The organism is Acinetobacter endophylla (assembly GCF_053543775.1).
This window is the reverse complement of sequence record NZ_JBLVOM010000237.1, coordinates 35,185-61,002: the sequence shown is the minus strand read 5'-3', so window position 1 is coordinate 61,002 and position 25,818 is coordinate 35,185. Positions and strand designations below refer to the sequence as shown.

General features: G+C 44.0%; 23 protein-coding genes and 4 tRNA genes. 9 read left to right on the top strand and 18 right to left on the bottom strand.

Features of this window, described 5'->3' with window-relative positions:
- Nucleotides 1-32: 32 nt before the first annotated feature.
- On the top strand, nt 33-1,280 hold the full coding sequence (locus tag ACNPNW_RS09145; RefSeq protein WP_448766917.1) for a YihY family inner membrane protein: 1,248 nt from the start codon (nt 33-35) through the stop codon (nt 1,278-1,280).
- Nucleotides 1,281-1,308: 28 nt separating this feature from the next.
- Here the strand turns inward: ACNPNW_RS09145 and yddG are convergent, their stop codons facing one another.
- Together yddG and ACNPNW_RS09135 are read right to left on the bottom strand one after the other, a co-directional pair.
- Entirely contained in the window at nt 1,309-2,196 is an 888-nt protein-coding gene (gene yddG, locus ACNPNW_RS09140; protein ID WP_448766913.1) for an aromatic amino acid DMT transporter YddG, read from the bottom strand.
- Entirely contained in the window at nt 2,193-3,131 is a 939-nt protein-coding gene (locus tag ACNPNW_RS09135) for a DMT family transporter (protein WP_448766912.1), read from the bottom strand. Before ACNPNW_RS09135 ends, yddG begins: the two co-directional genes overlap by 4 nt.
- A gap of 104 nt (nt 3,132-3,235) precedes the next feature.
- Here ACNPNW_RS09135 and ACNPNW_RS09130 point away from each other — a divergent pair, with 104 nt between their 5' ends.
- Nucleotides 3,236-4,057, top strand: coding sequence for an AraC family transcriptional regulator (locus ACNPNW_RS09130; protein ID WP_448766911.1), 822 nt, complete (start codon nt 3,236-3,238; stop codon nt 4,055-4,057).
- A gap of 52 nt (nt 4,058-4,109) precedes the next feature.
- Here the strand turns inward: ACNPNW_RS09130 and ACNPNW_RS09125 are convergent, their stop codons facing one another.
- Nucleotides 4,110-4,751 carry a fumarylacetoacetate hydrolase family protein gene (locus ACNPNW_RS09125; protein ID WP_253174555.1) on the bottom strand — a complete coding sequence of 214 codons (642 nt, stop codon included), beginning with the start codon at nt 4,749-4,751 and terminating at the stop codon, nt 4,110-4,112.
- 37 nt (nt 4,752-4,788) lie between these two features.
- On the bottom strand, nt 4,789-5,286 hold the full coding sequence (locus ACNPNW_RS09120; protein WP_448766910.1) for a YcxB family protein: 498 nt from the start codon (nt 5,284-5,286) through the stop codon (nt 4,789-4,791).
- Nucleotides 5,287-5,444: 158 nt separating this feature from the next.
- Between ACNPNW_RS09120 and ACNPNW_RS09115 the strand changes: the two genes are divergently transcribed.
- On the top strand, nt 5,445-6,743 hold the full coding sequence (locus tag ACNPNW_RS09115; RefSeq protein ID WP_448766909.1) for an SRPBCC family protein: 1,299 nt from the start codon (nt 5,445-5,447) through the stop codon (nt 6,741-6,743).
- 104 nt (nt 6,744-6,847) lie between these two features.
- Here the strand turns inward: ACNPNW_RS09115 and ACNPNW_RS09110 are convergent.
- The 5 genes from ACNPNW_RS09110 to ACNPNW_RS09090 all read right to left on the bottom strand — a co-directional run bounded on the left by ACNPNW_RS09110 (nt 6,848) and on the right by ACNPNW_RS09090 (nt 8,245).
- Nucleotides 6,848-6,924: transfer RNA gene (locus ACNPNW_RS09110), tRNA-Arg, on the bottom strand.
- A gap of 288 nt (nt 6,925-7,212) precedes the next feature.
- Nucleotides 7,213-7,818 carry a dihydrofolate reductase family protein gene (locus tag ACNPNW_RS09105; RefSeq protein ID WP_448766908.1) on the bottom strand — a complete coding sequence of 202 codons (606 nt, stop codon included), beginning with the start codon at nt 7,816-7,818 and terminating at the stop codon, nt 7,213-7,215.
- 118 nt (nt 7,819-7,936) lie between these two features.
- A tRNA-Arg gene (locus tag ACNPNW_RS09100) sits at nt 7,937-8,013 on the bottom strand.
- Nucleotides 8,014-8,062: 49 nt separating this feature from the next.
- Nucleotides 8,063-8,139: transfer RNA gene (locus ACNPNW_RS09095), tRNA-Arg, on the bottom strand.
- 16 nt (nt 8,140-8,155) lie between these two features.
- A tRNA-Ser gene (locus tag ACNPNW_RS09090) sits at nt 8,156-8,245 on the bottom strand.
- 263 nt (nt 8,246-8,508) lie between these two features.
- Here ACNPNW_RS09090 and rnr point away from each other — a divergent pair.
- Nucleotides 8,509-10,956 (top strand): ribonuclease R, encoded by a 2,448-nt coding sequence (rnr, locus tag ACNPNW_RS09085; protein WP_448766907.1) that lies wholly within the window; start codon nt 8,509-8,511, stop codon nt 10,954-10,956.
- A 168-nt stretch (nt 10,957-11,124) separates the two neighbouring features.
- On the opposite strand, the gene ACNPNW_RS09080 is transcribed toward rnr, so the two are convergent.
- From ACNPNW_RS09080 to ACNPNW_RS09070, 3 genes are all read right to left on the bottom strand, one after another.
- A complete protein-coding gene (locus ACNPNW_RS09080; RefSeq protein ID WP_448766906.1) occupies nt 11,125-12,057 on the bottom strand; it encodes an IS5-like element ISAha3 family transposase in 933 nt (310 codons plus the stop codon).
- Nucleotides 12,058-12,084: 27 nt separating this feature from the next.
- The gene (locus tag ACNPNW_RS09075) at nt 12,085-12,477 is read right to left on the bottom strand and encodes a hypothetical protein (RefSeq protein WP_448766905.1); all 393 of its coding nucleotides are present in this window, start codon (nt 12,475-12,477) and stop codon (nt 12,085-12,087) included.
- A gap of 101 nt (nt 12,478-12,578) precedes the next feature.
- Nucleotides 12,579-13,401 (bottom strand): IS5 family transposase gene (locus tag ACNPNW_RS09070; RefSeq protein WP_143115431.1). Its coding sequence is split into 2 segments (ribosomal slippage): nt 12,579-13,019 and nt 13,021-13,401, totalling 822 coding nucleotides; the frame shifts between segments, so codons are not numbered across the junction.
- A gap of 209 nt (nt 13,402-13,610) precedes the next feature.
- Between ACNPNW_RS09070 and ACNPNW_RS09065 the strand changes: the two genes are divergently transcribed.
- From ACNPNW_RS09065 to ACNPNW_RS09050, 4 genes are read left to right on the top strand one after another with little or no spacing between them, the layout of a single operon-like run.
- Nucleotides 13,611-15,665: a M3 family metallopeptidase gene (locus tag ACNPNW_RS09065; protein ID WP_448766916.1), complete on the top strand. Its 2,055-nt coding sequence runs from the start codon at nt 13,611-13,613 to the stop codon at nt 15,663-15,665.
- Between the two features lie 40 nt (nt 15,666-15,705).
- Nucleotides 15,706-15,915 carry a YheV family putative zinc ribbon protein gene (locus tag ACNPNW_RS09060; RefSeq protein WP_171054337.1) on the top strand — a complete coding sequence of 70 codons (210 nt, stop codon included), beginning with the start codon at nt 15,706-15,708 and terminating at the stop codon, nt 15,913-15,915.
- Between the two features lie 17 nt (nt 15,916-15,932).
- Complete coding sequence (locus ACNPNW_RS09055) at nt 15,933-16,367, top strand: restriction endonuclease subunit S domain-containing protein (RefSeq protein WP_005168705.1); 435 nt, start codon at nt 15,933-15,935, stop codon at nt 16,365-16,367.
- A 55-nt stretch (nt 16,368-16,422) separates the two neighbouring features.
- Nucleotides 16,423-17,304: a DMT family transporter gene (locus ACNPNW_RS09050; protein WP_448766904.1), complete on the top strand. Its 882-nt coding sequence runs from the start codon at nt 16,423-16,425 to the stop codon at nt 17,302-17,304.
- Nucleotides 17,305-17,366: 62 nt separating this feature from the next.
- Here the strand turns inward: ACNPNW_RS09050 and ACNPNW_RS09045 are convergent, their stop codons facing one another.
- The 5 genes from ACNPNW_RS09045 to ACNPNW_RS09025 all read right to left on the bottom strand — a co-directional run bounded on the left by ACNPNW_RS09045 (nt 17,367) and on the right by ACNPNW_RS09025 (nt 22,700).
- Nucleotides 17,367-19,649 carry a TRAP transporter large permease subunit gene (locus ACNPNW_RS09045; protein WP_448766903.1) on the bottom strand — a complete coding sequence of 761 codons (2,283 nt, stop codon included), beginning with the start codon at nt 19,647-19,649 and terminating at the stop codon, nt 17,367-17,369.
- Between the two features lie 197 nt (nt 19,650-19,846).
- Nucleotides 19,847-20,419, bottom strand: coding sequence for a rhombosortase (gene rrtA / locus ACNPNW_RS09040; RefSeq protein ID WP_420937870.1), 573 nt, complete (start codon nt 20,417-20,419; stop codon nt 19,847-19,849).
- 68 nt (nt 20,420-20,487) lie between these two features.
- Nucleotides 20,488-21,528 (bottom strand): hypothetical protein, encoded by a 1,041-nt coding sequence (locus tag ACNPNW_RS09035; protein ID WP_448766902.1) that lies wholly within the window; start codon nt 21,526-21,528, stop codon nt 20,488-20,490.
- Between the two features lie 535 nt (nt 21,529-22,063).
- A complete protein-coding gene (locus tag ACNPNW_RS09030) occupies nt 22,064-22,450 on the bottom strand; it encodes a hypothetical protein (protein WP_005263747.1) in 387 nt (128 codons plus the stop codon).
- The gene (locus tag ACNPNW_RS09025) at nt 22,443-22,700 is read right to left on the bottom strand and encodes an FAD assembly factor SdhE (protein ID WP_005263749.1); all 258 of its coding nucleotides are present in this window, start codon (nt 22,698-22,700) and stop codon (nt 22,443-22,445) included. Before ACNPNW_RS09025 ends, ACNPNW_RS09030 begins: the two co-directional genes overlap by 8 nt.
- A 183-nt stretch (nt 22,701-22,883) precedes the next feature.
- Here ACNPNW_RS09025 and ACNPNW_RS09020 point away from each other — a divergent pair, with 183 nt between their 5' ends.
- Nucleotides 22,884-24,056, top strand: a complete 1,173-nt coding sequence (locus ACNPNW_RS09020) for an acyl-CoA dehydrogenase family protein (RefSeq protein ID WP_005263751.1) — start codon at nt 22,884-22,886, stop codon at nt 24,054-24,056.
- A 62-nt stretch (nt 24,057-24,118) separates the two neighbouring features.
- Here the strand turns inward: ACNPNW_RS09020 and ACNPNW_RS09015 are convergent, their stop codons facing one another.
- Nucleotides 24,119-25,609 carry a flavin-containing monooxygenase gene (locus tag ACNPNW_RS09015; protein ID WP_448766901.1) on the bottom strand — a complete coding sequence of 497 codons (1,491 nt, stop codon included), beginning with the start codon at nt 25,607-25,609 and terminating at the stop codon, nt 24,119-24,121.
- Nucleotides 25,610-25,818 lie beyond the last annotated feature (209 nt).

Here is a 25,818-nt window from a genome sequence, read left to right as displayed (position 1 = left end):
ATGATGATTAAAAAAATTGAGATTGGATGCAGATGATTGTTAAGTATTTAAAGAAATTACCTTTCTATGAAAAACACTGGTTTCAATTTGTTTTATTTGTACTTCGACGCTTTGAAACAGACCGCTGTCGCGAACAGGCAGGTTCCCTGACCTATACCACCCTGTTCGCCGTAGTGCCGATGCTGACGGTTTTTCTGGTGATTATTTCTTCCATTAAAGCCCTAGAACCTGCGCGGCAGCAATTACAGCAGCTAATTTATAGTAATTTTTTACCCAAAACCACCATTGCCTTTGATAAAGCCCTGAATGCCTTTACCGATAAATCCAGCAATCTCACCATCATTGGTATTCTGTTCTTATTTGTGACCACAGTATTGATGCTCAGCAGTATCGAAACGGTGTTTAACCGCATTTGGCGCGTGACTGAAACACGGGGCGGAATTATGGGCTTTATGCGTTACTGGACCATTATTTCGCTGGGGCCGATTTTACTCGGCAGTGCGTTTGTGATTTCCTCGACCGTGGCATCCATGAGCATTCTCAGCAATAACTTTGCCGGTTATGAGCTGGATGGTGCCTTTGTTCTCTGGGCAATTTCCTTTTCTTTGACTGTACTCGGATTTTTCATTTTGAACTGGACCATTCCGAATCGCAGTGTACCGCTTAAATCTGCCTTTATTGCCGGTCTGTTTAGTGCCGTGGTGTTTGAGCTTCTGAAAAACCTGTTCGGCTATATCATGTCAAACTTTACCAGTTATGAAATTGTCTATGGCGCCTTCGCCGCTGTGCCGATTTTCCTGCTCTGGATTTATCTGTCGTGGATTATTGTCTTATTGGGTGTTGAAATCAGTTATGCCCTGACAGCGTTCGAATCGGGGCAGGACAATAAACGCCATCCCATCGTCATGCTGCTAGATCTGTTAGAACTCTTTTATAAAAAACAGAAAACCGGTGAAAGCATCAGTGAAGCACAAGCGCTTGAAGTGCTGGGCCGAGATGAAATTGGCCACTGGCCGAGCTATGTCGCCATGTTTGAAAAGCAGAATCTAATCAAACGCACCGATGAGAATGAATATGTGCTGGTTCGCGATCTGGATCAGGTCAGCTTCTGGAATTTTTATCTGCAATTGCCTTATCCACTGCCACGCAAAAACCATCTCACCAATGCCCAGACTGATGACATCTGGATGCAAAATTTCTCACCTAGATTACAGGAAACTGATCAATATCTGGAAGAAAAACTCAATTTCCCATTGTCCGAACTGTTCCGACATAAATAAAAAAATCCTCTCGCTTGAGAGGATTTTTTTAACTGATAGCGGTAGATTTCCAGCAGACTATAGCGCCTGCAGTCACCAAACCCGTCCCAATCCAGAAACTGAGTTCGGGCCTGACATCCAGAATCAGCATGGACATGACCGAAGAAAGAATCGGCATAAAGTAAGTGGCTAAGATCAGCACCTTGATATTGCCGAATTGCATACTCTGATTCCAGTTACTATAGGCGATGCCAATCAGACTACCCACCACTGCAATTCCCAGCCATAGCTTGAATGTGGGCATGATAAAAGGTTCGTTTAATCCTAAATGTAAGAACCATAAGCTAATTACAGCGACCAAAAAGGAAATCGGTACGCCATTTTGTCCGCGGCCGTAGGTTCTGGTCAGAACGCAATAGCAAGGCCATAACAAAGCGCCGAGAAAGGCAAAGCCATAAGCCCAAGGATTTTCAGCTAAAACCTGCATAAACTTCGGCAGATTAGTGATTTCTGGATTGACCACCAGCATCAGTCCTATTACGGCGAGCAGAAAGCCTGGAATCACCCAGAGGCGGGCCTGCAACTGTCGGGCAAAAATCGAAAAAACAATCATCAAGGGTGGCCACAGATAATTGATCATGGCAATCAGCATCACCTGTTCACGATTGTCCGACCATGCCACAGCAACCAGAAATAGAATCTCATAAGCCACAAATAAAGCGCCACAACCGAGCAGATAACGCTTGGACATTTGCGTGATTTTTGGAAAGCCGGTGAACGCAAAAATCGCCAGACTGCTAAAACTATAAATTAAAGCAATCCCCTGCACTGCACTTGTAGATTCAGTAATCAGTTTCACTACGGCGACCAGACTGGCCCAGATCAGAATAGAAGACAGACCAATCCAGGTCGCTAAATTTACAGACCAGATTTTCATGCTTGCTCTTGAATGCTTTTATTGATATTCGGTTTTTTCAGCCATCCCTGCAAACTCACTAGAATCACACCCAGCATGACCATACAGGTGCCGATAATAAAATTGATTTCGATGTGTTCATCCAGAATCAGTACGCCGAACAGCATGCCGAATACAGGGGTCAAAAAGGAAAATACCCCTAGACGCGATGCCAGATAATGCTTCAGCATCCAGAACCAGATCAGATAACTGGCAAAGGAAATCAGCATGGTATGAAAAACCAGACTGGAAATAGACAACACCGTCCATTGAATGGCTGCTTGTCCAGTCAGAACAGCCAGAGGCAATAACAGCATTCCACCTATCAATAATTGATAGAACAAAGTCTGGGTTGCAGGTGCTTCAGCCAGCCGGCTCAGACGTACACTGACTGTGGTGGCTGCCCAGAATACGCCGCCAAGCAAAGCCAGAAAATCTCCCCACAAGGCATCAGTTTGTAAAGTTGATTCTGTCTGTGGACGTAACAGAAAGCTGACCACAATCCCACTAAAGGCCAGCAAGATACCACCCCATTGCATACGTGACAAACGCTCTGCCGGCACTTTCCAGTGCAAACCCAAAGCCACAAAAATTGGCGCGGTATAGAGTAAAACAATCGTATGCGAGGCTGAGGTATAACGCAGTGCCTCACCAATCAGATAGAATTCGGTTGCAAACAACACACCGACTAGTAATCCTGCAGGTAAATAGCGTGCATTCCAGAGTTGACGGCGCACGCTCTGCTGAATCAGGGGATAAACCATCAGCGCAGATAAGGCTGAACGCAAGGCAATTTGCATCAGGGCTGAAATATCACTGGCGGCCCATTTCAATACCACCTGTTGTAAACCCCACAACATACACAATACAAACATGATGGCAGATGCTTTAGCATCTAACGCCTGACGCTGGCTCACATACGGTCCTGTTGCTCATTTGGAAAGTACACTATAAAAGTGTCAGAAATAAAAGATATACTTCAAAACAGACAAATGATGGTGTTATTCAGGCAATTTCGGTGATGCATAAAAAAATTCAAGCAGATTCAGCTTCGCTCAAGCAACTTCCGACTCATGATCTGATTCAAGCACCTTTGTGGATCAGCTTCAGGGAGGATCCCGCGCAATCTGTTTATCCGCTGCATGGCCATGCCTGGGGAGAATTTGTCTATGCTTTTCATGGCGTGATGGAAGTGAATATTAATCATATAAATTATGTGACACCTTCACCTCACGGCATCTGGCTTCCACCGAATTTAGAGCATCGTGGTCTGAACCGTACTGCGGTTTCTCATGGCACCCTGTATGTGCATGAATCACTATGCAGCCAACTCCCTACTCAACCGGGTATCTTGCTCAGTGCGCCTCTGGTCACTGCTTTATTTACCCACCTGAAACAACTGCATCATCAAGATCATCCAGCACTCGAGAATTCAGCTGAATATCAGCGTCTGCTACAGGTGCTGCTCGATCAGCTCCAGCAAGCCCAACTGGTCAGCAGTTATCTACCGCATTCAGAACACGCATTGCTGAAACAGATTTTAGATTATTTACATCAGCATCCGGCAGATCAAAGCTCGCTGCAGCAACTGGCAGAACGCGTTAATTTAACCGAGCGGACGCTAGCGCGATATAGCCAGAAAGAACTGGGAATGTCACTGCATGAATGGCGACAACGCCTGAAAGTGATGCAGGCCATGTCTTTATTAAATGCAGCGCATAGTGTCGAGAGCATTGCCTTTGATCTGGGCTATGCCAATGCCTCGGCATTTATCAGCATGTTTAAACGCTGGATGGGAAGCACCCCAGATCAGTTTCGCAAGCGTTATACTGTTAATGAATAAAATGATGCATATGAAAAAGGAGCCCATTGGCTCCTTTAATTTAAAATCTTGGTTATTTCACAAAAGTCATCCAGACATAATCCTGAACCTGCCCCTTCAGCGTCATTTTCAGTTGATCGCCTGAATGCAATGCCGCAACGCCTGCCGGGGTACCGGTCATCACCACATCGCCTTCTTCCAAAGTAAAGACCTGACTGATGTCAGCCAGCAACGTCGCAATATCAAATATCAATAATGCAGTATCGCCTTTTTGACGCAGCTCATCATTGACTTCGAGTGTGTAATGCACATCTTTCCAGTCCGTGACTACATCGGCGACAGGCACCCAGTCCGACAACAAACAAGAACCATCAAAGGCTTTGGCACGTTCCCAAGACTGGCCTTTTTTCTTGAGATCATCCTGTAAATCACGCAAAGTTAAGTCCAGACCTAAAGTCACCGCACCCACAGCTTTAAGTGCTTTCAGAGGATCGCTTTCTTTGCTTAAAGTCCGGTCAATACGCAAGCTGAGTTCACATTCATAATGACAATTGCCCCATTCCGGATTCCACTCAATGCCTGCTTCGAGCGAACTTAAGGCACTCGGTGGCTTGATAAACAATACCGGACGATCAGGGATCGCATTGCCGAGTTCTTTGGCATGATCGGCATAACTGCGACCCACACAAACGATTTTGGATGGACGTGTGCTCATGATCAAAACTTCCCTTTTCCTTTTATAGATATCTGAATTATTTTTTAAATGTATGCTCGAACATACTCTGTTCAGTACTGTCCTTGAATGCACGCTTCGGTACAATGACGACGGTACGGTTTTTCAATTCCAGCATATAAGTCAGTTTACCGGCAGCAAAATTCTGCACTTCGCTATATGGCACCAGCTTGCTACGATCATTGGTAAAAATTTCCGCATAGTCCTGATACAGATCAATGCCCTGTTCGCTTTTACCAAACTGATATTTAACAAACTGGCGTTTAAACATCATCGGCAGGAACCAGTAACGCATGATGCCTTGCAGGATCAGGAAGAATGCACCCAAAGCCACGTAATAACGTCCAACGCCATCAAAGCCCATCGAGAAACCCCAGATGATGATCCCGATACTGACCAAAGGGGTCAGAAAACGTGAAATCTGCTTCTTGCCAAACGTCGCCAAGGCAAAACCATCCTGAGATTCTTCTAAAGTCAGAAAATAACGGGTCGATAAAGTCGGTGCTGACTCAGTCATAGCATCACATCAAAAATAAAATCTTGCCCAATACTATACCAAAATATCCACAGCGCTTATGGCCTGTCGCATCAATTACATAACTTTGCTTTGGAAATATGTGCATTTGGTTTTAAATAAATAGCAATTAAAACAAAAAATACACAACAGGATGTTGAATGAAAGGATTAAAGCAATGCATGCTCATCGGTGTTTGTTTGACAGTTTCTGCTCCAGCACTGGCCAAGATTATTCCCTGGAATGCCGAAATACCAAGCAGTCTGAGTGCTTATCAAGGCAATGTCCAGCAACTGGCAGAATTAACCGGCGAGCGGATTCTGATTTATGCGCATCCAACCAGTAAAACCCAGCTTCCTACCTTAAACAGTAATGCAGCCAGCAAGACACAGTTTTATAGTGCGGCTGTGGTATTGCCTGTGGCTGAAGCTCAAGTTGAAAAATTGCTGCGCCATTATCCGAATTATGTCGGCCTGTTTCCGACCTTAAAGTCGGCCAAAGTGCTGGAGCAGCAGGGTTCGATTCAGCAGGTTAAATATCAGGTTCATATCCCGACCCCAATTCCGGTGTTGAACTTTAAAGAAACTGTAGTGATGCAGCATCATCTGGGTGAAAACAGCATCAGTACTTTAATTATTGATGCGCCAATTCCCTATGGTGCGGGAAAACTAGAATGGTTTGCACTGGGTCCGCATAAAACGCTGGTGACTGTCACCCAATGGGGCGACCTAAATCAGCCTAAAGGCTTTTTATTCAGTAAAATCCTGAATGCGCTGCCTGAAGCCAAACTCGGCATTCCGCCGAGTACCAATGCATTTCTGCTGGAAGCACTACAACAACGCTTTAAAACCGAGCATACAGCAGCACTAGCAACTCCGATTCCGCAACTGAGATTGAACCCTCAACAGCTACAAAAAATTGCCCAGATCAGCCAAAAATCAGGGCAACCGGTCAGTTTCATTTTGCCGAACTATCTGATCAAAGAAGGAAAATTCTCAGAAAATTTAAGATTTAGCAGCACCTATCAATATTTTTCGCATCCGGTCGAAAAATTGCGGCCGTGGTTAGCGGCTGAAGCGACGCAGCAACTTTTCCCCCGGCAAATCAAGAAGGTCGAACTGAATCCGGTCAATACCCAGAATATAGATGCCAACTATAAGGTGTCGGTCGGTTTAGGGGTGATTCAGATTCCATTTAACTTCAAAATGCGTTTTTACCAGCCTGATTCCTTGCAAAACCAGTTCAATGCCAATGGCGGTGACTTAAAGTTTGTGAAAGGTGGCATGCGCTTATTGCCGCAGTCACAGGGTACCTTATTTCAAATTACCAGCAGCATGAAGATTCACGATCAGGCGCCGTTCTTATTAAGAGCCATGCGCAGCATACCCTATTACGATGTTTTACCTGCGGTAGGTGGTAATACCGTTTATGCACTGAAAGTGCAGCAGAAATTAAGATAAGAAGGAAGCAGAGAGTTATTGGTTTTTTATATGAAAAATAGTTAAAAATCACAGACGTAAAAAACCGCATCAACGTGCGGTTTTTTCAGAATTCTTATCAAGATTGGTGCGCTCAGAGAGATTCGAACTCCCGACCCCTTAGTTCGTAGCCAAGTGCTCTATCCAGCTGAGCTATGAGCGCGACGTCTTGATGGGGTGCATTATACGAGCTTTTTCAGTCTTGTTAAGTGTTTTTTAATAAAATCACAACTGAATGTACAGTAATTAAACGATGTATCAAAATTTATAGTTTTCTGCTGAAAACTTCTGCGGATTTAGAGCTAAAAGCACTTAATTAATTCAACCAAGAAGCCGGATTTTCCAAAAAAATTCCTGCACCATGCAATGGGTCAGCCTTAAGTATTCTCAACTAGGTATCCAGCCAGAATAGAATTCAAATATAAAACGACCGTCCCCCCTGTACGCTTTATCACTCGCCTATTGTTCCAGTCTTTACTGCTCCTGCCCTTTGATAATGCGTAAATACAATACCATTTGAACTGGCCAAGTGATCTATCAATTGAAAAGCGGCGGGTATTGCTTCATAACTAAACAGGCGTTTGCCAACACCCAGAATGATTGGAAAAGTCAGCAGACGAAGTTCGTCCACAAGCTCATATTTGAAAAGCGCCTGTACCACTGCAGCACTACCATATACGCGAATATCCCCCTCTCCCGCTGCTTTAAGCTTGATTATCTCATCAATGCTTTTCAGAAAAAGGGTATTTTGCCAGTCGGAATGCTCCAGACTGGTAGAAAAAACATATTTATTGACATCATTAATTCCCGGCCAGTCTTCAGTATGTGTGGGCCAGTAAGATTCAAAAATCTGAAAAGTATGTTTCCCTAAAAGAATATCGGAGGGCTGCATCCATTTTTGCATGATGACATCAAATGCCGGATCTGGTTCCGCGTTAAAATACGGCGCCACCCAGCCACCATATTGAAAACCACCAGATATATCTTCTTTTGGGCCGCCTGGCCCTTGCATCACGCTATCGAGGGTCAAAAATTCCTGGACAATGATTTTTCTCATCACGACTGCCTTTATTTTTATTCACTCGCCTGAGACTTATTTTTAGCACGTGCTGTCTAGTATTTCTGTAAATTTTAGACACAAAAAAACCGCAACATGTGCGGTTAATTGTTCAAGTTGGTGCGCTCAGAGAGATTCGAACTCCCGACCCCTTAGTTCGTAGCCAAGTGCTCTATCCAGCTGAGCTATGAGCGCGTAACTTGTGTGCCTCGGTTGGCGATACGTTTTTTCTGCTTAACCTACTTGGTGCGCTCAGAGAGATTCGAACTCCCGACCCCTTAGTTCGTAGCCAAGTGCTCTATCCAGCTGAGCTATGAGCGCGCGATGTAAGTAAGCGTGGCGGTGAGAGAGGGATTCGAACCCTCGATACAGTTACCCGTATGCGTCCTTAGCAGGGACGTGGTTTCAGCCACTCACCCATCTCACCGTAACGTGCGGCCATAATACAAATTTCGGCATGGCACTGCAAGCGCAGCATCAAAAAAAAGTGCATATTTTTGCTCGTTTAAATACTTTTTAAGCAATTCCTCGATTTTTCGTGCATTTTGATAGTAAAAAAACTGCATAAATTTCCAGTTATCGAAAATTAACAGAAAATTGAAAACTTAAATGGATTATTGCAATCATTTACGTGCAGTCTGCGCACACATGTTTTATGCTAAACCTATCTCCTAAGATAAATTTAAAGACATGATGAAAAACTGGGTCGATCCTGAAGCAAAAGCTGAAGCCGAACGTTATGACAACCCTATCCCTAGCCGCACGCTCATTTTAGAAACCATCGAAAAGAACAATGCCCAGTCCCATGCAGACCTGGTCGAACATTTTGAAATTGCAGATCAAAAAAGTATTGATGCCCTGAGCCATCGTTTAATTGCGATGGTGCGTGACGGGCAACTGATGAAAGATGGCTACAAGTTTCAGATTGCCGTCGAGCAACCTGAATCCGAAGCGACGGTTTATATTAATTCCCGAGGGATGGGAACTGCCAACATTTCCGGCCAGGACGACCTATTATTGGCTGAGCGTGAACTGCGCCTGGTCTTTAATGGTGACCGCGTTAAAGTGCGTCAGACTTCAGTCGACCGTAAAGGTAAGGCTTGGGGCTACATTACGGAAGTTGTGCAGCATCGTATCAAACAGATCATTGGTAAAGTGTCAGAGTATGATGGTGAATACTTTATCCAGCCAGCCAACCCAAATGCACATCAGCCAATCACCCTTGAAAAAGAACTGATTGAACATGCCCAGGTCAATCTGGGTGACTCGATTCGTGTGGCGATTGATACCTATCCGACCCGTGAAGAATTCGCGACCGGACATATTGTGCAGTCCATGGCGGACAAGGCCGATACTGAAATTATCATTCCACAAACCATTTTAGAATATGGTTTGCCGTATGAATTCCCGGAAGAAGTTGTTAAAGAAGCCGAGAGCTTTAAAGAGCCAACGGCCAAAGACCGTGAAGGTCGTGTGGATCTGCGTGATTTAGCCTTGGTCACCATTGATGGTGAAGATGCGCGTGACTTTGATGATGCGGTTTATGCCGAAAAACGTCCTGGCGGTGGTTATCGCGTGGTGGTGGCCATTGCTGATGTCAGTCATTATGTACGTCCAGGCAAACCACTGGATGATGAAGCGCAGGAACGCGGGACATCTGTCTATTTCCCGCACTTCGTTTTACCGATGCTACCTGAAGCATTGTCGAATGGTCTGTGTTCGTTAAATCCAAACGTTGACCGCCTATGTATGGTCTGTGATTTAAAACTGTCACGTGCTGGCCGTGTGACTGGTTTTGAGTTTTATCCGTCTGTCATGCATTCCAAGGCACGTTTGACCTATGATCAGGTCGCACAGTATCTGGAAGGCGACAGCCAGGCCATTACCGAAGACCGTGAAGTTCGCAAGTCGATCAACACCCTGTTCCAGCTTTATCAAGTTCTTAAAAGTTTACGTGCTGAACGCCATGCCATGGAATTTGAAACCGTCGAAACATACATGACCTTCGACGAACTAGGCGGAATTAAAGAAATTTTGCCGCGTAGCCGTAATGATGCACATAAGTTGATTGAAGAATGTATGTTGCTGGCCAACGTCGCAGCCGCAGAATATGCATTGAAAAATGAAATGCCGATGCTGTACCGTGTGCATGAACCACCTGAGTTCTCGCGTATCCAGAAAGTCCGTGACTTCGTCAAGCTGCTGGGTTTGAATTTCCCGGAACAGCCGACTCAGAAAGATTATCAGGCGGTGATTGAAGCGACCAAAGAACGGATTGATGCACCAAGTATTCATGCCGTGTTATTACGCTCCATGATGCAGGCTTACTATGGTGCGAGTAATGCAGGCCATTATGGTCTGGCTTATGAAGCCTATACACATTTCACTTCACCAATTCGCCGTTATCCGGATTTGTTATTGCATCGTGCAATCAAAGCACATTTAAATAACAAGCCATCTCCGCTTTCAGGCGGTGCTTTAGATGAAGCTGGTGACCATTTCTCTGCCACAGAACGTCGTGCAGATGAAGCGTCGCGCTCGGTGACGACCTGGTTGAAATGTCATTATATGCAGCAGCATCTGGGCGAAGAATTTGTCGGCATTATTAGTGCAACGGCAGAATTTGGCCTGTTTGTCACGTTAAAAGATCTGTATGTCGATGGTATGGTGCATGTCAGCCAGCTAGGTGATGACTTCTTTGTCTTTGATCAAAGCAGCCAGAATCTGATCGGCCAGAACCGTGGTCAGGTCTTTGGTCTGGGTGATGAAGTCAAAATCAAGGTTGCCGGTGTCAATCTGGAAGAACGTAAGATCGATTTTGAACTGGTGCAACAACTCAGTCATGCCGGCCGTGCAGTTCGTGCCCGTGCACCGCGTGTGAGCGAGAAAAAACCAGTATCACGTCCAGCCGCGACTGAAGAAGTTTTCGGCAACAATGAACGTGAATCTAAATCCAATTTGAGCGCCGATGGAGAACAGCCCATACGACGCAAAAAAGGAAAAGGAAAACCTAGCTCTTACAGTAAAAAGTCTACTAAACCATCTGCAGGAAAGTCTGAAGCAAAGGTTAAAGATAAAGTAAAGAAAAAGGCCAAGGTCAAAAAGAAAAAGTCGAATGCAAAAGCCAAGACTGAATAATTTTTGACGGTTTAAAAAGAGTGCTACGGCGCTCTTTTTTATTCAATACGAACAGAAGATAATAATTTAGAATAAATTTTATCTACATCTGCTATATGATTCTTGATTTTCTCTTCGGCTTTGTTGCATAAACATTCAAAAGCTGAGTTTTCCCCAATCCATTCAAATTTAAGTGACAACTTGGGTGTGAGGTCTACCTAATTCCGTAAATCTATTCAGAACTGCCACACGCGCATGAATTTCATTGACCTGACTTTGAAAATGTCTTGCCGTCAGCCTATCACCTAATAATTTGATGCAATGCATCTTGGTTTCCACCAAACTACGACGGTGATAACCCGACCATTTTTTCCATAGGGTTCTGCCTAAATGTTTAACCGTTTGAAGTAACTCATTTCGTTCTATTGAACTTATTTTAGAATCTTTCCAGGGCTTGGCATTCTTTCTGGGTGGAATTACTGCATGTGCTTGACGATCTGAAATCACTTTTCTGCAGCACTTCGTGTCGTACGCGCCATCGGTATAGACAGAATCTATTCGCTCATCTTGTGGAATCTGATTAAGTAAATCACCTAGTACTTGTGAATCACTGACATTATTTGTAGTAAGCTGAACGGCACGTATTTGCAGTGTTTCAGCATCTATACCAATATGCAGTTTACGCCATTGCCGACGGTATTCAGGCTGATGTTTTTTACGCTTCCATTCGCCTTCACCTAAAAACTTTAAACCCGTAGAGTCGACAAGTAGGTGTAACCCATCATGACTTTTCTGATAGCTTATCGCAATATCAATATGCTTTTGTCGTCTACAAAGGGTGGAGTAATCTGGTGCTGTCCAATTCAAGCCACAGAGTTTAATCAGGCTTTGAACAAAGCCAGTAACCATACGTAAAGAAAGACGGAATAGAGATTTGATCATTAAACGGCATTGAATCGCTGTATCGGAATAAGTTTGATTTCGTCCTTGCTTGCCTTGTGGTTGTGCATACCATTGCGTCTTAGGATCAAACCAGATTGAAATATTTCCTCGCTTGATTAAAGCTTGGTTATACGAGGACCAATTGGTTGTACGATAGATTTTAGGTGTAGGCTTCTTCATCTGGAAATTATATTACTGAAGAAGCCCTCAAGAATAGCTTTGTGCAACAAAGCCTTTCTCTTCACAAACATTTTGGTCTAATTTTTCATCTATTTGCTCGGTTTTTGTATCAATAATCTTGTTATAAATATCTGTAAATTTTTTAGAAATTAAAATAAATTCTGACTTATCAGAAAGGTTCTCAATAAGAACTAAAATTGCATATACTTGATAGTATGATTCTTTCATTTCATTAAAATCAGATTTTTTCCATTCAGGTTTATGAGATAAATCTAAAGTTTTAGTTGTCCACCCAACTAATTGTTTGTAAGCAAAAATAATTTCATCTCTTTCAACTTTTCTATTTTCTTGTTCTTTCCATTTATCTAATAAAATGTAACCGGCATAACCAATAAATAAGGTAGCTGACCAACTCATCATCGTGGCAAATGCTCCTTTATCTAGATCATTATCATAATAAGATATTGGGACAACAAAATCGAAGATAAACCAATATGACAATAGATCTCTTGCGAAAGTCATTATTGCAAGTTTATCCGGTTTACGAGTGCAGCAATTAAGTTAATGCGTAAGCCGAATCTTTTCCGTCTATTTCGATAGCGTTCACTTAATATTCTAAATGTTTTCAATTGACTATTAATGTGTTCGATCACAACTCGTATTTTTCCAATCATTTTATTGTACTTTTTCTCAACATCAAATAAGGGTAAATTCTTCTTTTTCTTTATTGGCATCAATAATTTAAAGCCATCTTGCTCTAATCCGTAGTACCCTAGATCAGTCATAACATATTCACAATGTTTGAATTTCTTAACCGTTTTTCTTGCCAATTTAATGTCATGCTGACTGCCATTCGATATATCTAGCCCTATGATTTGTTTGCTGTTCGGATGATAGATCACTTGTACTTTTAGCGTATATTTCTTCTTTTTACCACTGTAGAATTTACTCTGATTTTTTTTTCGGACGTTCTATTGAACATTCTGTCGCATCAATAATTACCCAGTTAAAGTGTTCGTCTGCCGTGGTAATGCTTCGTTTTGGCAGAGTAAAACGTCTTGATTTCATCAATGCATCTTCAACCTTTTTAATGGTTCGATTCACATTACTTTCAGCGATATGGTAATTTGCCGCTAATTCCAGTTGAGTGCTGTAGTTCCGTAAGTAATTGAGAGTTAATAACAACTGATCCTCTATATCTAAAGTATGAGGACGACCTGATTTCTTTTTGAGTGATTCTGCTTTTTCTAAAACCTCTACCATTTCAGTAAAAACATGTCGAGGTACGCCAACCAGGCGTTTAAATTCAGAATCTGAAAAACGGTTTAATTTCTGATATCTCATGAAATTTATATTGAGGTGGTTTTTACTTTCGCAAGAGGTCTAATATACCAAGTAAGATAAAAGCGACTGCTGCACTAAATAAAAATGTTACTTCTGTTTTTCTTTGCATAATAATTTTTCTCTATTTTCAAATTATAAAGCAAATATTAGTTTCAAAACTTGATTTACTCAATTAAAAGCCCTACATCTAGATTTAACATTGAAAATTAATTTGGCAGACCGACATGACTTTAGAAAAGGCAACTTTGCCTGTTCCACAATTTGATCAAATTACGCTGGCTGAGCTAAAACAAAAAATTGAAAGCTGTATCGCTGAAGGGCAAAAGTTCCTGAATGACCTCACCGAAACGCCTACTACAGTACAGGAGCAGCTGACTACTCTGGAACATGTCGACACGCTTGAAAACAATATGAGTGAGTCTTGGGGCATCTTGTCACATTTAAATGCCGTGATGAACAATGCCGAAACCCGTGATGTCTACCAAGCACTTTTACCGGGTCTTAGCGAATATTATACGCAACTGGGTCAACATACGGCGCTGTATCAGACCTATCAGCATATTTATGATGCGTCGATTTATAGTGAACTGCCGGCAGCGCAGCAAAGCGCCATTAAACTGGCCTTACGTGACTTTAAATTATCTGGGGTGGCGTTAGAGGGTGAAGCGAAAAAACGTTATGCGGAAATTTCGGCACGTCTGTCCCAATTATCTTCCGACTTCTCCAACCATGTGCTAGATGCGACTCAGGCCTATTTCAGACCGCTGAATGAAGATGAGTTAGCGGGTCTATCTTCAAATAATATTGAGCTGTTAAAACAATATGGTCAGCAACGTGAGCTGGATCAACCGGTGGCTACGCTGGATTTCCCGTCTTATCTGGCGATCATGACCCATTCAGAAAATCGCCCTCTGCGTGAAGAACTCTATAAAGCTTATACCACGCGTGCGTCAGATCAGGCTGAACAGAGCGAGTTTGACAATACTGCACTGATCGAAGAAATTCTCAGTTTGCGTCTGGAAATGGCAAAACTGCTTGGCTTTAATAATTATGCGGAATTGTCCTTAGCCAGCAAAATGGCACCAAGTGTAGAGGCCGTAGACGAATTCTTGCGTGATCTGGCAGAGCATGCCCGCGCGCCAGCAGAGAAAGAAATTGCAGAACTGAAAGCGATTGCTGCTCAAGATGGCATCCGTGATCTGCAACCGTGGGACAGTGGCTATTATTCTGAAAAGCTGAAAATGCAGCAATTTAATTTGTCACAGGAAGTGCTTAAACCTTACTTCCCTGCACCAAAAATCCTGCAAGGCCTGTTCAGTATTGTGAATCGTCTGTATGGCATTCAAGTCATTGAACGTGAAGCGCCTGTCTGGCATCCAGATGCACGTTATTTTGAACTAGAAGATCAGGGTCAGGTGATTGGCGGTTTCTATTTTGATCTGTATGCACGTCAAGGCAAACGTGGCGGTGCATGGATGAGCGGTTTCCGTTCCCGTATGCAGACCAGTGATGGCTTGCAAAAACCGATTTGTTATATGGTCGGTAACTTTACTCCACCCGTCGGCAATCGCCCTGCACTCTTGACCCATGATGAAGTCATCACCTTGTTCCATGAATTTGGTCATGGCCTGCATCATATGCTGACAGAAGTGGACAATATTGCGGTAGCAGGTACCCATGGCGTGGCTTGGGATGCGGTCGAACTGCCAAGCCAGTTTATGGAATTCTGGGCCTGGGATCAGGAAAGTCTGGATCTGCTCAGCGAGCACATTGAAACTCAAGAATCCTTGCCGGCAGAGTTGCTGAAAGCCCTGCTCGATGCACGTTTCTTCCAGTCTGGCATGCAAACCCTGCGTCAGCTTGAATTTGCCCTGTTTGACCTGAGTATTCACCGAGCCAATCCGGCTTTAAATGCAACACAGGTTCAGGCTACTCTGAATGAGATCCGTGAAAAGTATGCGGTCCTACCGACCACCGACTATAACCGTTTCCAGCACAGCTTCAGTCACATTTTTGCCGGTGGTTATGCAGCAGGATATTATTCCTATAAATGGGCCGAAGTTTTGGCCAGTGATGCCTTCGACCGCTTTGAAGATGAAGGTATTTTTAATACCACTACCGGAAAGCAGTTTCGGGAAAATATCCTCGCAGTTGGCGGAAAAGACACAGCACTTGACGCATTTATCAATTTCCGCGGACGCGAGCCAAAAATAGATGCGTTGCTGCGTCATCAAGGTTGGACGAACCCCTCTAAAAACGCTTAAACTAGCTTTTTAAGTTGATCACAAGGTGAGTATGATGACCATTAAACGTCGTTTCATTGCAGGCGCAAAATGTCCAAAATGTCAGGCGTTAGATCGCGTCGTCATGCTGACCTCTGGTGAAGATGAATGGATCGAATGTATTGAATGTGGTTATGAAGAAAATCGTCCCACACATGTTGATCAACCAGAAACACCAGCTGTTCCAGATGAAGTTGGCGTGATTCAGTTTAAACCTCGTTCAGTAAAATAAAAATCAAGGTTCAAGCTATGTCAGTAGAACAAAGAAATAACCCCAAACTTTTAATGGGGATTATGGGGGCTTTAGTTACTGTCGTTGCATTAGTATTGCTATATCAGTGGTTGAATGCCTCTTCCGGTGAAGCGGAACGCATACATCAGGAAGATATCGCGGCTGTTCCGGCAGCAAAACCTGCGGCGAAAACTGAAGAAGATACGGCGGCAGCGAAAGCAGCTGAGGCGATCGAAGCTAAAGCACTGGTATCAGATCAGCTGTTAGATGCACCAGTGCCGGAGAATGCCAGTTTGGCCAAAGAAGAAGTGGCTAAATTAGATGATATCCAAGTTCAGCTCAATGAACAAAAAGCCACACTGGATGCGCAGCATAGCGATGCCGACCAGTTGATCCAACTGAAAGAGGAACAGATCAAGTTACTTGAAGCACAACTTGCTCAAAGCCAGTAAATCTCGACAGCATTTCAGCTAGAATATCGTCAGATCTTCTAGCTCAGTTGTTTCCATGTCTGCCCCAGCCGCTCCGCATCTGCTTAAAGCCATTCTGTTACTGACCTGCTCTGCTTTTCTCTTTTCAGTCATGGGCGTGTGTATCCGTTATGCCTCGGCAACGGTTGATAATGCCACCGTGGTCTTCTTTCGCAATTTTGTCGGGCTGTTTATTTTCCTGCCTTTCATTTTCAATAAAGGCATTGGTTTTTTCAAAACTGAAAAACTATGGATGCACACTTGGCGCGCAGTGGTCGGCCTGACTGCCATGTACGGCTTTTTCTATGCCATTGCTCATTTAAAACTCTCCAATGCCATGGTCTTCACCTACTCTTCCCCGATTTTTATTCCTTTGATTGCCTGGCTATTTCTCAAGGAAAAAATCACCACAAGCATGTTAGCCGCAGCTCTGATTGGTTTCATCGGCGTACTCTGTGTCGCCAAACCAGATTCGGGTCTAATTAACCTGATGTCGGTCATTGGTTTGAGTGCGAGCTTTCTGGCGGCGATGGCCTTTGTCACGGTTCGGGCACTGACTAAAACTGAGTCTCCGGAAAAAATCGTGTTTTATTTCTGCTTTATTGGCACCCTGATTTCAGTGATTCCGATGTTCTGGCTATTGCGACCTTATACCCTGACAGAACTCAGCTATCTGATTACTGCCGGCATCCTGGCCAATTTCAGCCAACTGTTTATGTCAAATGCCTACAAGCTGGCTCCGGCAGGACAGATTGGACCGGTCAACTATGTGGCGATTTTCTTTGCCGGCATGTGGGGCTTTCTGTTCTGGCAGGAAGTTCCGGACCTCTATAGCGTGATTGGGCTGGGGCTGATTTTCTGTGCGATTCTATTGTGTAGCCCGATCCTACAAAAGCGCCTGAATTCATCCAAAATTTGATTAACGAATTTAAATCAAATAAATAAAAAAGCACCCGAAAGTGCTTTTTTATTGCTTTTCTTTTATTGATACCAGCCGAACAGCTTAAACATATAAGGCACATAGGCAATGATCAGCATCGCAGGCAGCAATACTATCATCGGCAAAATCCAGCGTTCATAACGGTAGTAGAAAGACAAGTGTCGTACTTCTGCATCCGCTTCGGCCACTTCGGCATCACCAATCGACTGTCTGGCCAGTAAATGATTCAGCGCAACCGGTGGCGTCACATAACCCAGTTCAAAACCAATCAGGGTAATCATCCAGAAATGTACCGGATGAATACCGTATTGGTAAGCCACTGGAGCCACGGTTGCCGAGATCAGAATCACCGCACCGAATGGATCCATGATCATCCCGACAAAAATCATTAAGCCGACAATCAGTGAAATCACCAGAATGGTACTACTGATATCGGTCGGGAAGGCTTCCATAATTTCCATACGTTCTAGCAAGCCACCCACACTCACCGAAAGTGCCATCAGGATGACCAGAGCACCAATATGTCCCACGGTCTCACTGGTCGAAATATGCATGGACTTCCAGAAACCGACATGACGCAAAATTTCAGTCGCTTTTGAACGCTGCACAGCATGATCAACAACCAGCTCTTTGCCTGGTTGTTCGCTATGTTCAGCTTCACGATATTCTGCATTGGCCGCGGCACCGGCTGTCGCCAGTTCAGGTGTCGATCTTGAGTTTAAAGTTGCGGTCAAGGTTTCATCCCAATGCCCCACTGCCGGCAACGGCGCAGGTTCATGGCGTAACTTATCGAACAGGACAATCATCAGCAGAATGACTGGCATCATCACCGGTGCGGTAAATTCATTCAGGTCAGTCGACAAGGCATATTTATAGAATAACCAGATCAGAATGAAAATCACGATATATGGAATAATCGCCATGAAGGCACGACCGGATTGAGGAGCAGCCACAGTAGGCGCAGCAATGCGGAATTTGTTTTCTGCAAAGAACAGGGAAATTACCAGGAATAAAGTCGAGCTGAGCAGGAAGACATAAATCCCGTAGTGATAGAGTAAGTCGGTGGTCACTTCTTTATTCAGTGATGCCACAACGACAATCAGCAAGCAAGGACGTAAGACTACGCCCATTGAGCCGGACATTGCGGTGGCTGCCAGTGCAAACTGACGGCGTCCACCCGCATTCCAGACTTCCTTATAAATAATCGCACCTGCGGCAATTACAAAAATCCCTGATGCTCCGGTATAGGCAGTCGGTAATGCAGCTGCCAGCAAGATTAGCCAGGTCAGGGTTTCAGGTGCCAAATTCCAGGGACGCAGAATGTTCAGGAACATGTCCACGACACGGGTCTGTTTCAGCAACATACCGGCCCAGATAAACAAGGCCAGATTCAGGAAGATACTAGAAAACTCTACCAATTGACCGAGGTAAATCCCCTGTCCCATTGGATAGTCCATAAAGAAAGTGAAATTTATTCCGGTCGTAATGGCCATATAGGCATATAGCGGTACACTCAGAAAGGCCAGACCAAAACTGCCGCCCTCACGCGTTGGTTTTGGTTGTTTGATCACCTGATACAAGCTGATCAATGTGAGGGTGCTGAACAGAATCATCCACAACCAGTAGATGTATTTCATCTCTCCCATCGGCACGCCCGAGTTCAATACGGACTGATATTGGCTATAGGATGAAAATGCCAGGAAAGCATTAGCAACCAGCATGGCGACCGAATAAACTTTAAAGTCGATACGTGTGCTCGGGCTACGTAAACCAATATGATGAGTTTTTAGGGTGGCACTGATCGCAGCAAAGACCACCATGATAACCAAGAGCAAAGCCCGGTTTTCTGTACCAAACTTGAAGATACCAAAGAAAGAGGTTTCAAACGTCCGATAAGCCCGAATACTTGGATGAGCTTCCACATGTTGAATGGCTTTATCATAGAACAGGTAGGATTCTTCACAGACCTGCTGTGCCTGTAACACCGCAGCACGGACATCCGCTTCCGAACGCACCCCGAAGAAATCGGCATATTCATCGGCTGCATCGGCTTTCATTTGCTGCTGAACACGCTGATCAACATTGATATTGCGTTCACATTGTGGACGCGTCGGTTCAGCCCTTAGAAATGAATATTGCATTGCGGTTGCCGGATCGCCGTAAATACGCTCGCCCATACGCAGCAACTGGCCGTGAATCATTTCCCCGGTGCCAATAATCAAAGTGAGCAAAAGTAAAACCAGCACGACGAAGGTCGAGATCCACTCTGTCCATATATAACGCAACAGACCTAATCCTGATCTGTTTTGATCATCATTTTGCATGTGTATTCCTATTTTTATTTTAGCGGCCTGATGCTTGGTCTAGGACGCCGATCTTCCCTTCTGCCCCGAAAATTCCTTTTCAAAGGTCAGGATCTTTATTCTATGTTTTGACTTTGCATGAAAATTGGCACAATAAAAATGACAATTTATATTTTCTTTTTGTATTTTCTGCCAAGAAAATGATTTATCTCTGCACTTTAATTATCCCGAAAATAATTGCTCACGATATAGATCAGCGCCAGAATAACGCCCCAAATCACACCAAGTAAATGTGCCTCAACCAAAACCGGACTACCGATCAGCTGCGTCGTCCCGACATTGCCAATGGTGTTTTCCCAGACCAGTTTGGCAAAGATCAAAAACAACACCAGCGCCGCAAAACCGCGTTCCCGCTTATACAGCAAATGCACACAGGCCACTGCTACGTAGGCGCCATGCAGTACGCCTGACAAGCCGGCATAGGCTTCAATATTGGGTAAGAAAAAATAAAAACTTAAACTGATCAACGGTGGCAAGATCAGTAAAATGGCACAGAAATGCCAGACGGTGGCGCGTGGAAAAATGAAAGGCAAACAGAGAAAGGCGAGAATATTCAGAAAATAATGAATCCAGCCCACATGCACCCAATGCGCTGTCCAGAGTCGCCAAAATTCACCTAACAGGCTCTCTTGCCAGTAGATGAAATGATCCTGAAAAATTTGCAGACATGCAGAGAGAGAGACAAAAGCCGCTAGAAAAATAATTTTTCGTCGAAAATGTTGATCTAGCATCGGCCTGTTGTCCTCCCCCGACCATCTAGTTTGACTTCATCCCTGAAGATTTATACATAGTATCTGCATTACAGATCCGCACTGAACAGATCATCGAGCTCAGAAGAACTGTCGGATTCATCCCAGAAACGTTGCATGCCATCATCGCCACTACGTATACCGGTATTTTCTGTCCAGTAACGATCTGATATGCCACTGACCATAATCGCAGCCATGCTGTCGATCAGCTTGAATTGCGGATTGACCGGCTTTTCCTCAGTACGTGCCTGAGCAAAGGTTTTTAAGGCATCGCGGACTTTGGCATCATCACCACTGGCCTGAGCCGCTACAGCGTACAAGGCATGAGATAAACGTACACCTTTTTGCTCACCAATTTGTGTAGATTGTTTTAAGGTTTGGTAAGGATCAGGTTTACCATCTCCTGCGCCTGGCAATAAGGTCCATATCACCGCACGAGTAGCATTCGGAGCACCCCAGAATTTCGCGTTATCCAGACACACCATGCCGCGTTCAACCACGGCAGCAATATCTTTCGGTACATGCACTGCACCACCTGAGTTAATATCATTGGTCATGGCCTGCAAGCCACTGAGCATACCCAGCAGATAAACCGTTTGCTCGATGTCACTATTCATGCGCGGGCATTCTTCACCTAGGGCTTTTTGGTATTTCTTTTCATAACGGCTCTGGAACAGTTGATAACCGGTATATTGACGCTGTGCTGCCAGTGCCGCCCAGCGCTTCTGCTCAATTCGGGCATCTTGAGCTTCTGCCACCTGATTGGTTTTTGAAGCACGTAGATAGCGTAACTCGGCTTCCAGCGCTTTCTGCTCGGCACAAATACCGGCAGCCGAATACATCAGCACGGCCACCCGCGTTGGATCTGCACCCATTTCTTTGGTCGCCATAATGGCCGGCGTTAAAGAATTCCCTGAATTACACACCATTTCAGCATCATCCATCGCTAAAATCGGCGGGACAATATGGTTTTCGGTGAAACCCAGTGCAACATTGGCACCGGTTTTAATGACCTGAGAACACCCCGTCAAAACTGTTGTTGTTATTGCAATGGTCGCCATACCTTGGCATATTTTACGGACGCCTGACATTTTCCTGTCCTCTATAATTGTGATTATGTCCATCTTTCTGCTAAAGATATCAGAAGCATTTTGTGAATAAAAGAGTATTTACTCTAATTTAGACGAGACACTTTGCCATTAAATGGCCGCGCTGCAATTGACTGTATTTAGGAGAATCCCAAATTTTGGGCAAAAAAAAGTAGCATTGCGACGGTTCAGCACATGCTACTTATTAACTGTACAAGCAGAAAAATGATAAAACCCTGCTTGATTAAGATTAAAATTTATCCTTCAGCACCGCCCCGAGTCGTCCAATTACCAGGGCTAAAACAATCGCCATACTTAGAAACATCTACACTGGAAATTCCATTGCGGTCTCCCCCAGTTGCTGTAGGTGAGTTAAATGTACAGGCTAAAAATAAAACACAGCGGTTAAATTGTCAGACAATCGCTCTAAGTGATGAATTAAACTTAGTTTTTGTCTAACAATAAAAATGAGGTGATAGACTAAATATTTGTTTTATGTGCATTTTAATTAAATCATTAAAATGCGTTTGTTTTACAACTAAATTAATTTAGTCAATAATTTTAAGGATTTCCATTGTTTGAAGGGCAATTGATCACACCAGATCAATAAAGGTCGCGCCTTGGCATGCTGGAAATACACCACAATATACGCCTGATGATCAATTACGTGACTAATACATACCCGACGGGTCGGTCGTGCTTTGGTAGTCAATGACCATTCACGTCCATCCAGATATTCAAACTGCTCGATCTGGGGAGTCTTGCGGTAAAACAGCTGATAAATCACCAAGCCTATGACAGCGCACATTGCCCAAAGTGCAATCGGTAATAACTGATACAACAGATACATCAGCAGTGCAAAAATAAAAAGCTGAAACGCCAATGCACACAGACTGCGTTTCAGCTTGAAGCAACGATTATCCATGAACGTAAAATTTAAGCTTCTTGATAAAATCTTTCAGTTCAGGACGCGGTGGCTCAGACACTTCCATAAACCAGTCCAGTAAATCCGGGTCTTCCTGCTCAACCAGCTCTGCAAACATCTGTTTTTCGAAAGGCTCAGCACTCAGGTAATGGTTTTTTACGTAGGGATCAAAATATACATCCAGTTCTTTTAAACCACGACGCGCACGATAAATCACTTTGCGCTCTTCTAAGCTGATGTCATCAGTCATCGAATTTCCCCAACTCGTTATAAACCCGAATAGTTTACCTGAAGCGCTGGCTGAATTTCGAGGGATTTCATAGAAATGACCAAAAGCATCAGCAGATTTAAGTCATTTGAACATTCCGCTCATTGCTGCTGATCTTGGCATGACCTAAGTTAAACCAAACAAATCAAAATAAGGAATAACAAGATGCAATCTGCAGCCATTCGCCCACTTGCCCCGATGCTGCCGTGCCAACTCTTTAGTACCGAACATGATGCTTTTCGCGAGACGGTACGTAAATTTTATGAGAAAGAAGTCATTCCACATACCGAGCGTTATGAAAGTCAACAGCATGTAGATCGAGAGCTGTGGAATAAAGCCGGTGAGCTTGGATTGCTCTGCGCTACCATGCCCGAAGAATATGGCGGCTCTGGCGTAGACCGGCTGTATAGCATGATTTTGATTGAGGAACAGGCCTATGCCGGAGATTCAGCGACTGGATTTTCATTGCATTCGGATATTGTTGCCAATTATCTGCTGAATTTTGGTAATAAAGCTCAAAAACAACAATGGTTACCGAAAATGGCGTCTGGAGAGGTCGTCACCGCGATTGCCATGACCGAACCGGGAACTGGCTCTGACCTGCAAGCAGTGCGTACCTCGGCAGTACTCGATGGCGATGACTATGTGATTAATGGTTCCAAAATCTTTATTACCAATGGCTATCTCTGTGACATGGCGATTGTGGTCTGTAAAACCGGCAATAATGACAAAGGTTCAGCCAATCTTTCATTGATTATGGTTGAAGCAGAGCGTGCCGGATTTAGTAAAGGCAAGCCGCTGAATAAAATTGGCATGAAAGGTCAGGATACCTGCGAACTGTTCTTTGACAATGTTCGGGTACCCACAGAAAACCTGCTCGGTCTGGAAGGCATGGGCTTTATGATGCTGATGAAAGAACTGGCTTGGGAACGCCTGATTGTGGCGATTATCTGTCAGGCAGGCGCTGAAGCCGCTTTTGCCCATACAGTGAAATATACCAAGGAACGTCAGGCATTTGGCAAGAGCATCAGCCATTTTCAAAATACCCGTTTTAAACTGGCAGAACTACGTACCGAGATCGATGTGTGCCGCACTTATCTGGATCGCTGTATGCAGCTGCAACTCAATCACGAACTAGGCGTAGATGCCGCTGCTGCGGCCAAATACAAGATTTCAGAAATGTACAGCAAAGTCGTTGATGAATGTCTGCAATTGCATGGCGGCTATGGTTATATGCTGGAATATCCGATTGCCCGTGCCTATATCGACAACCGTGCCAATCGGATTTATGCGGGTACCAATGAAATCATGAAAGAACTCATCGCTCGTTCGCTTTAAACTGAATAAAGAAAAAAAAGAGTCGCTAGGGACTCTTTTTTTCTTTATTCAAAAATCTAAGCTTAAGAAACCAGACGCGGTTTATACTTTAGAGCATTGCTGTTTTTTTTAAATTTTAGCACGGTATCTTCAAACGAAGCCTGCTTGAGTTCCTTGCGATCTGCCAGATAATTATTGCTAACTTTCCAAGGTGCATGTTTACCCTGCTTTGGCATTACGTCCGCAGCACGGGCGATATAACCGGAACTGAGACTTCCCATGACGGTATCCTGAAGTAATTCACTCTGATTTCCCTGAGGAATCACCTGCGCATAACCTTGCTGATCCATATAGTTCAACAGACGGCAAATATATTCTGCTGCAATGTCGACTTTAAGCGTCCAGGAGGCATTAATATAGCCAATAATCAGCGCCATATTCGGTATATCACTGACCATGATGCCTCTATACAGCATATGCTGTGAGGTATCGACAGGCTGACCATCCATCGTCGCCTGAATCCCACCGAGAATCTGGATATTCAGACCGGTGGCAGAGACAATAATATCAGCATCCAGATGTTGACCTGATTTCAGCTGAATTCTCGTTTCGGTAAAGGTTTCTATCTGATCCGTTGCAACCGATGCCTGCCCTTCACGTAAAATTTTAAACAGGTCACCATCCGGGACTACACAGAGACGCTGATCCCAAGGCTCATAATTTGGGGTAAAGTGCTTCATGTCCACTTTACCTTTGAGCTGAAATTTTACCGATTTAAGCAAAAGCGTTTTTAATAATTTGGGCTGTTTTTGTGCCAAGGCATAAATCCCACGCTGCATGCCAATATTACGCGCACGCGTTAGCTTATAGGCGACCTCTTCAGGCAAATATTTACGCATTTTTGAATAAATAAAATCAACCGATGGCACAGAGGCAATATAGGTCGGAGAACGCTGCAACATGGTGACATGCCCTGCGCCACCTTTAACCAGCGCAGGAACTAAAGTAATCGCAGTCGCACCACTGCCAATAATCACCACTTTTTTGCCTTTATAGTTTAAATTTTCCGGCCAATGTTGCGGATGAATAAATTCACCTTTGAATGCCTCCTGATTGGGAAACTCTGGCTGGAAACCTTGGTCATAGTTGTAATAACCGGTACAGCCCAGTACGAAGTTGGCGATCCAGGTTTGCTTCTTGCCTTGTGCGTCCTCCATCTCTACCGACCATTTGCAGGTCGCAGAATCATAATCAGCACTTAAGACACGATGCTGAAAATGGATTTTCGACTGTAGCTTGAATTCCTCTACCACTTCAGTCAGATAATTTTTGATGGATGCGCCATCGGCAAGCACGCTTTCTTTTTTCCAAGGCTTAAAATTAAAGCCAAAAGTCGACATATCCGAATCGGAACGAATTCCCGGATATTTAAACAGATCCCAAGTTCCACCAATACTTTCACGACGTTCGATGATGTCAAAAGAGCGTTGTGGACAATGTTTAGAAAGATGCGCTGCCAGACCAATCCCCGAGATCCCCGCACCCACAATTAAAATATCTACCTGCTTTTCCATGTTGTTTTTTTACCTAAGCGATGCTATCTGTTTTTATTAAATCACAAAACTGACAATACACAATGTCAAGTTTATTAAAAAGACGTTATTTTTTTATCTTTTGAGGCCAGATCCAGTTATACGAGATTAAAAGTCAGACTAAATTAAAATATACAGACAATAAAAAAGGCCGGTTTATTCAACCGACCTTTTCGAACAACTTGCGTTAT

What these genes read in the sequence shown, in the direction of transcription:
- ACNPNW_RS09145 (WP_448766917.1), top strand. Translation starts at nt 33, where the DNA reads ATGATTGTTAAGTATTTAAAGAAATTACCTTTCTATGAAAAACACTGG.
- yddG (WP_448766913.1), bottom strand. Translation starts at nt 2,196, where the DNA reads ATGAAAATCTGGTCTGTAAATTTAGCGACCTGGATTGGTCTGTCTTCT.
- ACNPNW_RS09130 (WP_448766911.1), top strand. Translation starts at nt 3,236, where the DNA reads ATGCATAAAAAAATTCAAGCAGATTCAGCTTCGCTCAAGCAACTTCCG.
- ACNPNW_RS09125 (WP_253174555.1), bottom strand. Translation starts at nt 4,751, where the DNA reads ATGAGCACACGTCCATCCAAAATCGTTTGTGTGGGTCGCAGTTATGCC.
- ACNPNW_RS09120 (WP_448766910.1), bottom strand. Translation starts at nt 5,286, where the DNA reads ATGACTGAGTCAGCACCGACTTTATCGACCCGTTATTTTCTGACTTTA.
- ACNPNW_RS09115 (WP_448766909.1), top strand. Translation starts at nt 5,445, where the DNA reads ATGAAAGGATTAAAGCAATGCATGCTCATCGGTGTTTGTTTGACAGTT.
- ACNPNW_RS09105 (WP_448766908.1), bottom strand. Translation starts at nt 7,818, where the DNA reads ATGAGAAAAATCATTGTCCAGGAATTTTTGACCCTCGATAGCGTGATG.
- rnr (WP_448766907.1), top strand. Translation starts at nt 8,509, where the DNA reads ATGATGAAAAACTGGGTCGATCCTGAAGCAAAAGCTGAAGCCGAACGT.
- ACNPNW_RS09080 (WP_448766906.1), bottom strand. Translation starts at nt 12,057, where the DNA reads ATGAAGAAGCCTACACCTAAAATCTATCGTACAACCAATTGGTCCTCG.
- ACNPNW_RS09075 (WP_448766905.1), bottom strand. Translation starts at nt 12,477, where the DNA reads ATGATGAGTTGGTCAGCTACCTTATTTATTGGTTATGCCGGTTACATT.
- ACNPNW_RS09055 (WP_005168705.1), top strand. Translation starts at nt 15,933, where the DNA reads ATGTCAGTAGAACAAAGAAATAACCCCAAACTTTTAATGGGGATTATG.
- ACNPNW_RS09050 (WP_448766904.1), top strand. Translation starts at nt 16,423, where the DNA reads ATGTCTGCCCCAGCCGCTCCGCATCTGCTTAAAGCCATTCTGTTACTG.
- ACNPNW_RS09045 (WP_448766903.1), bottom strand. Translation starts at nt 19,649, where the DNA reads ATGCAAAATGATGATCAAAACAGATCAGGATTAGGTCTGTTGCGTTAT.
- rrtA (WP_420937870.1), bottom strand. Translation starts at nt 20,419, where the DNA reads ATGCTAGATCAACATTTTCGACGAAAAATTATTTTTCTAGCGGCTTTT.
- ACNPNW_RS09035 (WP_448766902.1), bottom strand. Translation starts at nt 21,528, where the DNA reads ATGTCAGGCGTCCGTAAAATATGCCAAGGTATGGCGACCATTGCAATA.
- ACNPNW_RS09030 (WP_005263747.1), bottom strand. Translation starts at nt 22,450, where the DNA reads ATGGATAATCGTTGCTTCAAGCTGAAACGCAGTCTGTGTGCATTGGCG.
- ACNPNW_RS09025 (WP_005263749.1), bottom strand. Translation starts at nt 22,700, where the DNA reads ATGACTGATGACATCAGCTTAGAAGAGCGCAAAGTGATTTATCGTGCG.
- ACNPNW_RS09020 (WP_005263751.1), top strand. Translation starts at nt 22,884, where the DNA reads ATGCAATCTGCAGCCATTCGCCCACTTGCCCCGATGCTGCCGTGCCAA.
- ACNPNW_RS09015 (WP_448766901.1), bottom strand. Translation starts at nt 25,609, where the DNA reads ATGGAAAAGCAGGTAGATATTTTAATTGTGGGTGCGGGGATCTCGGGG.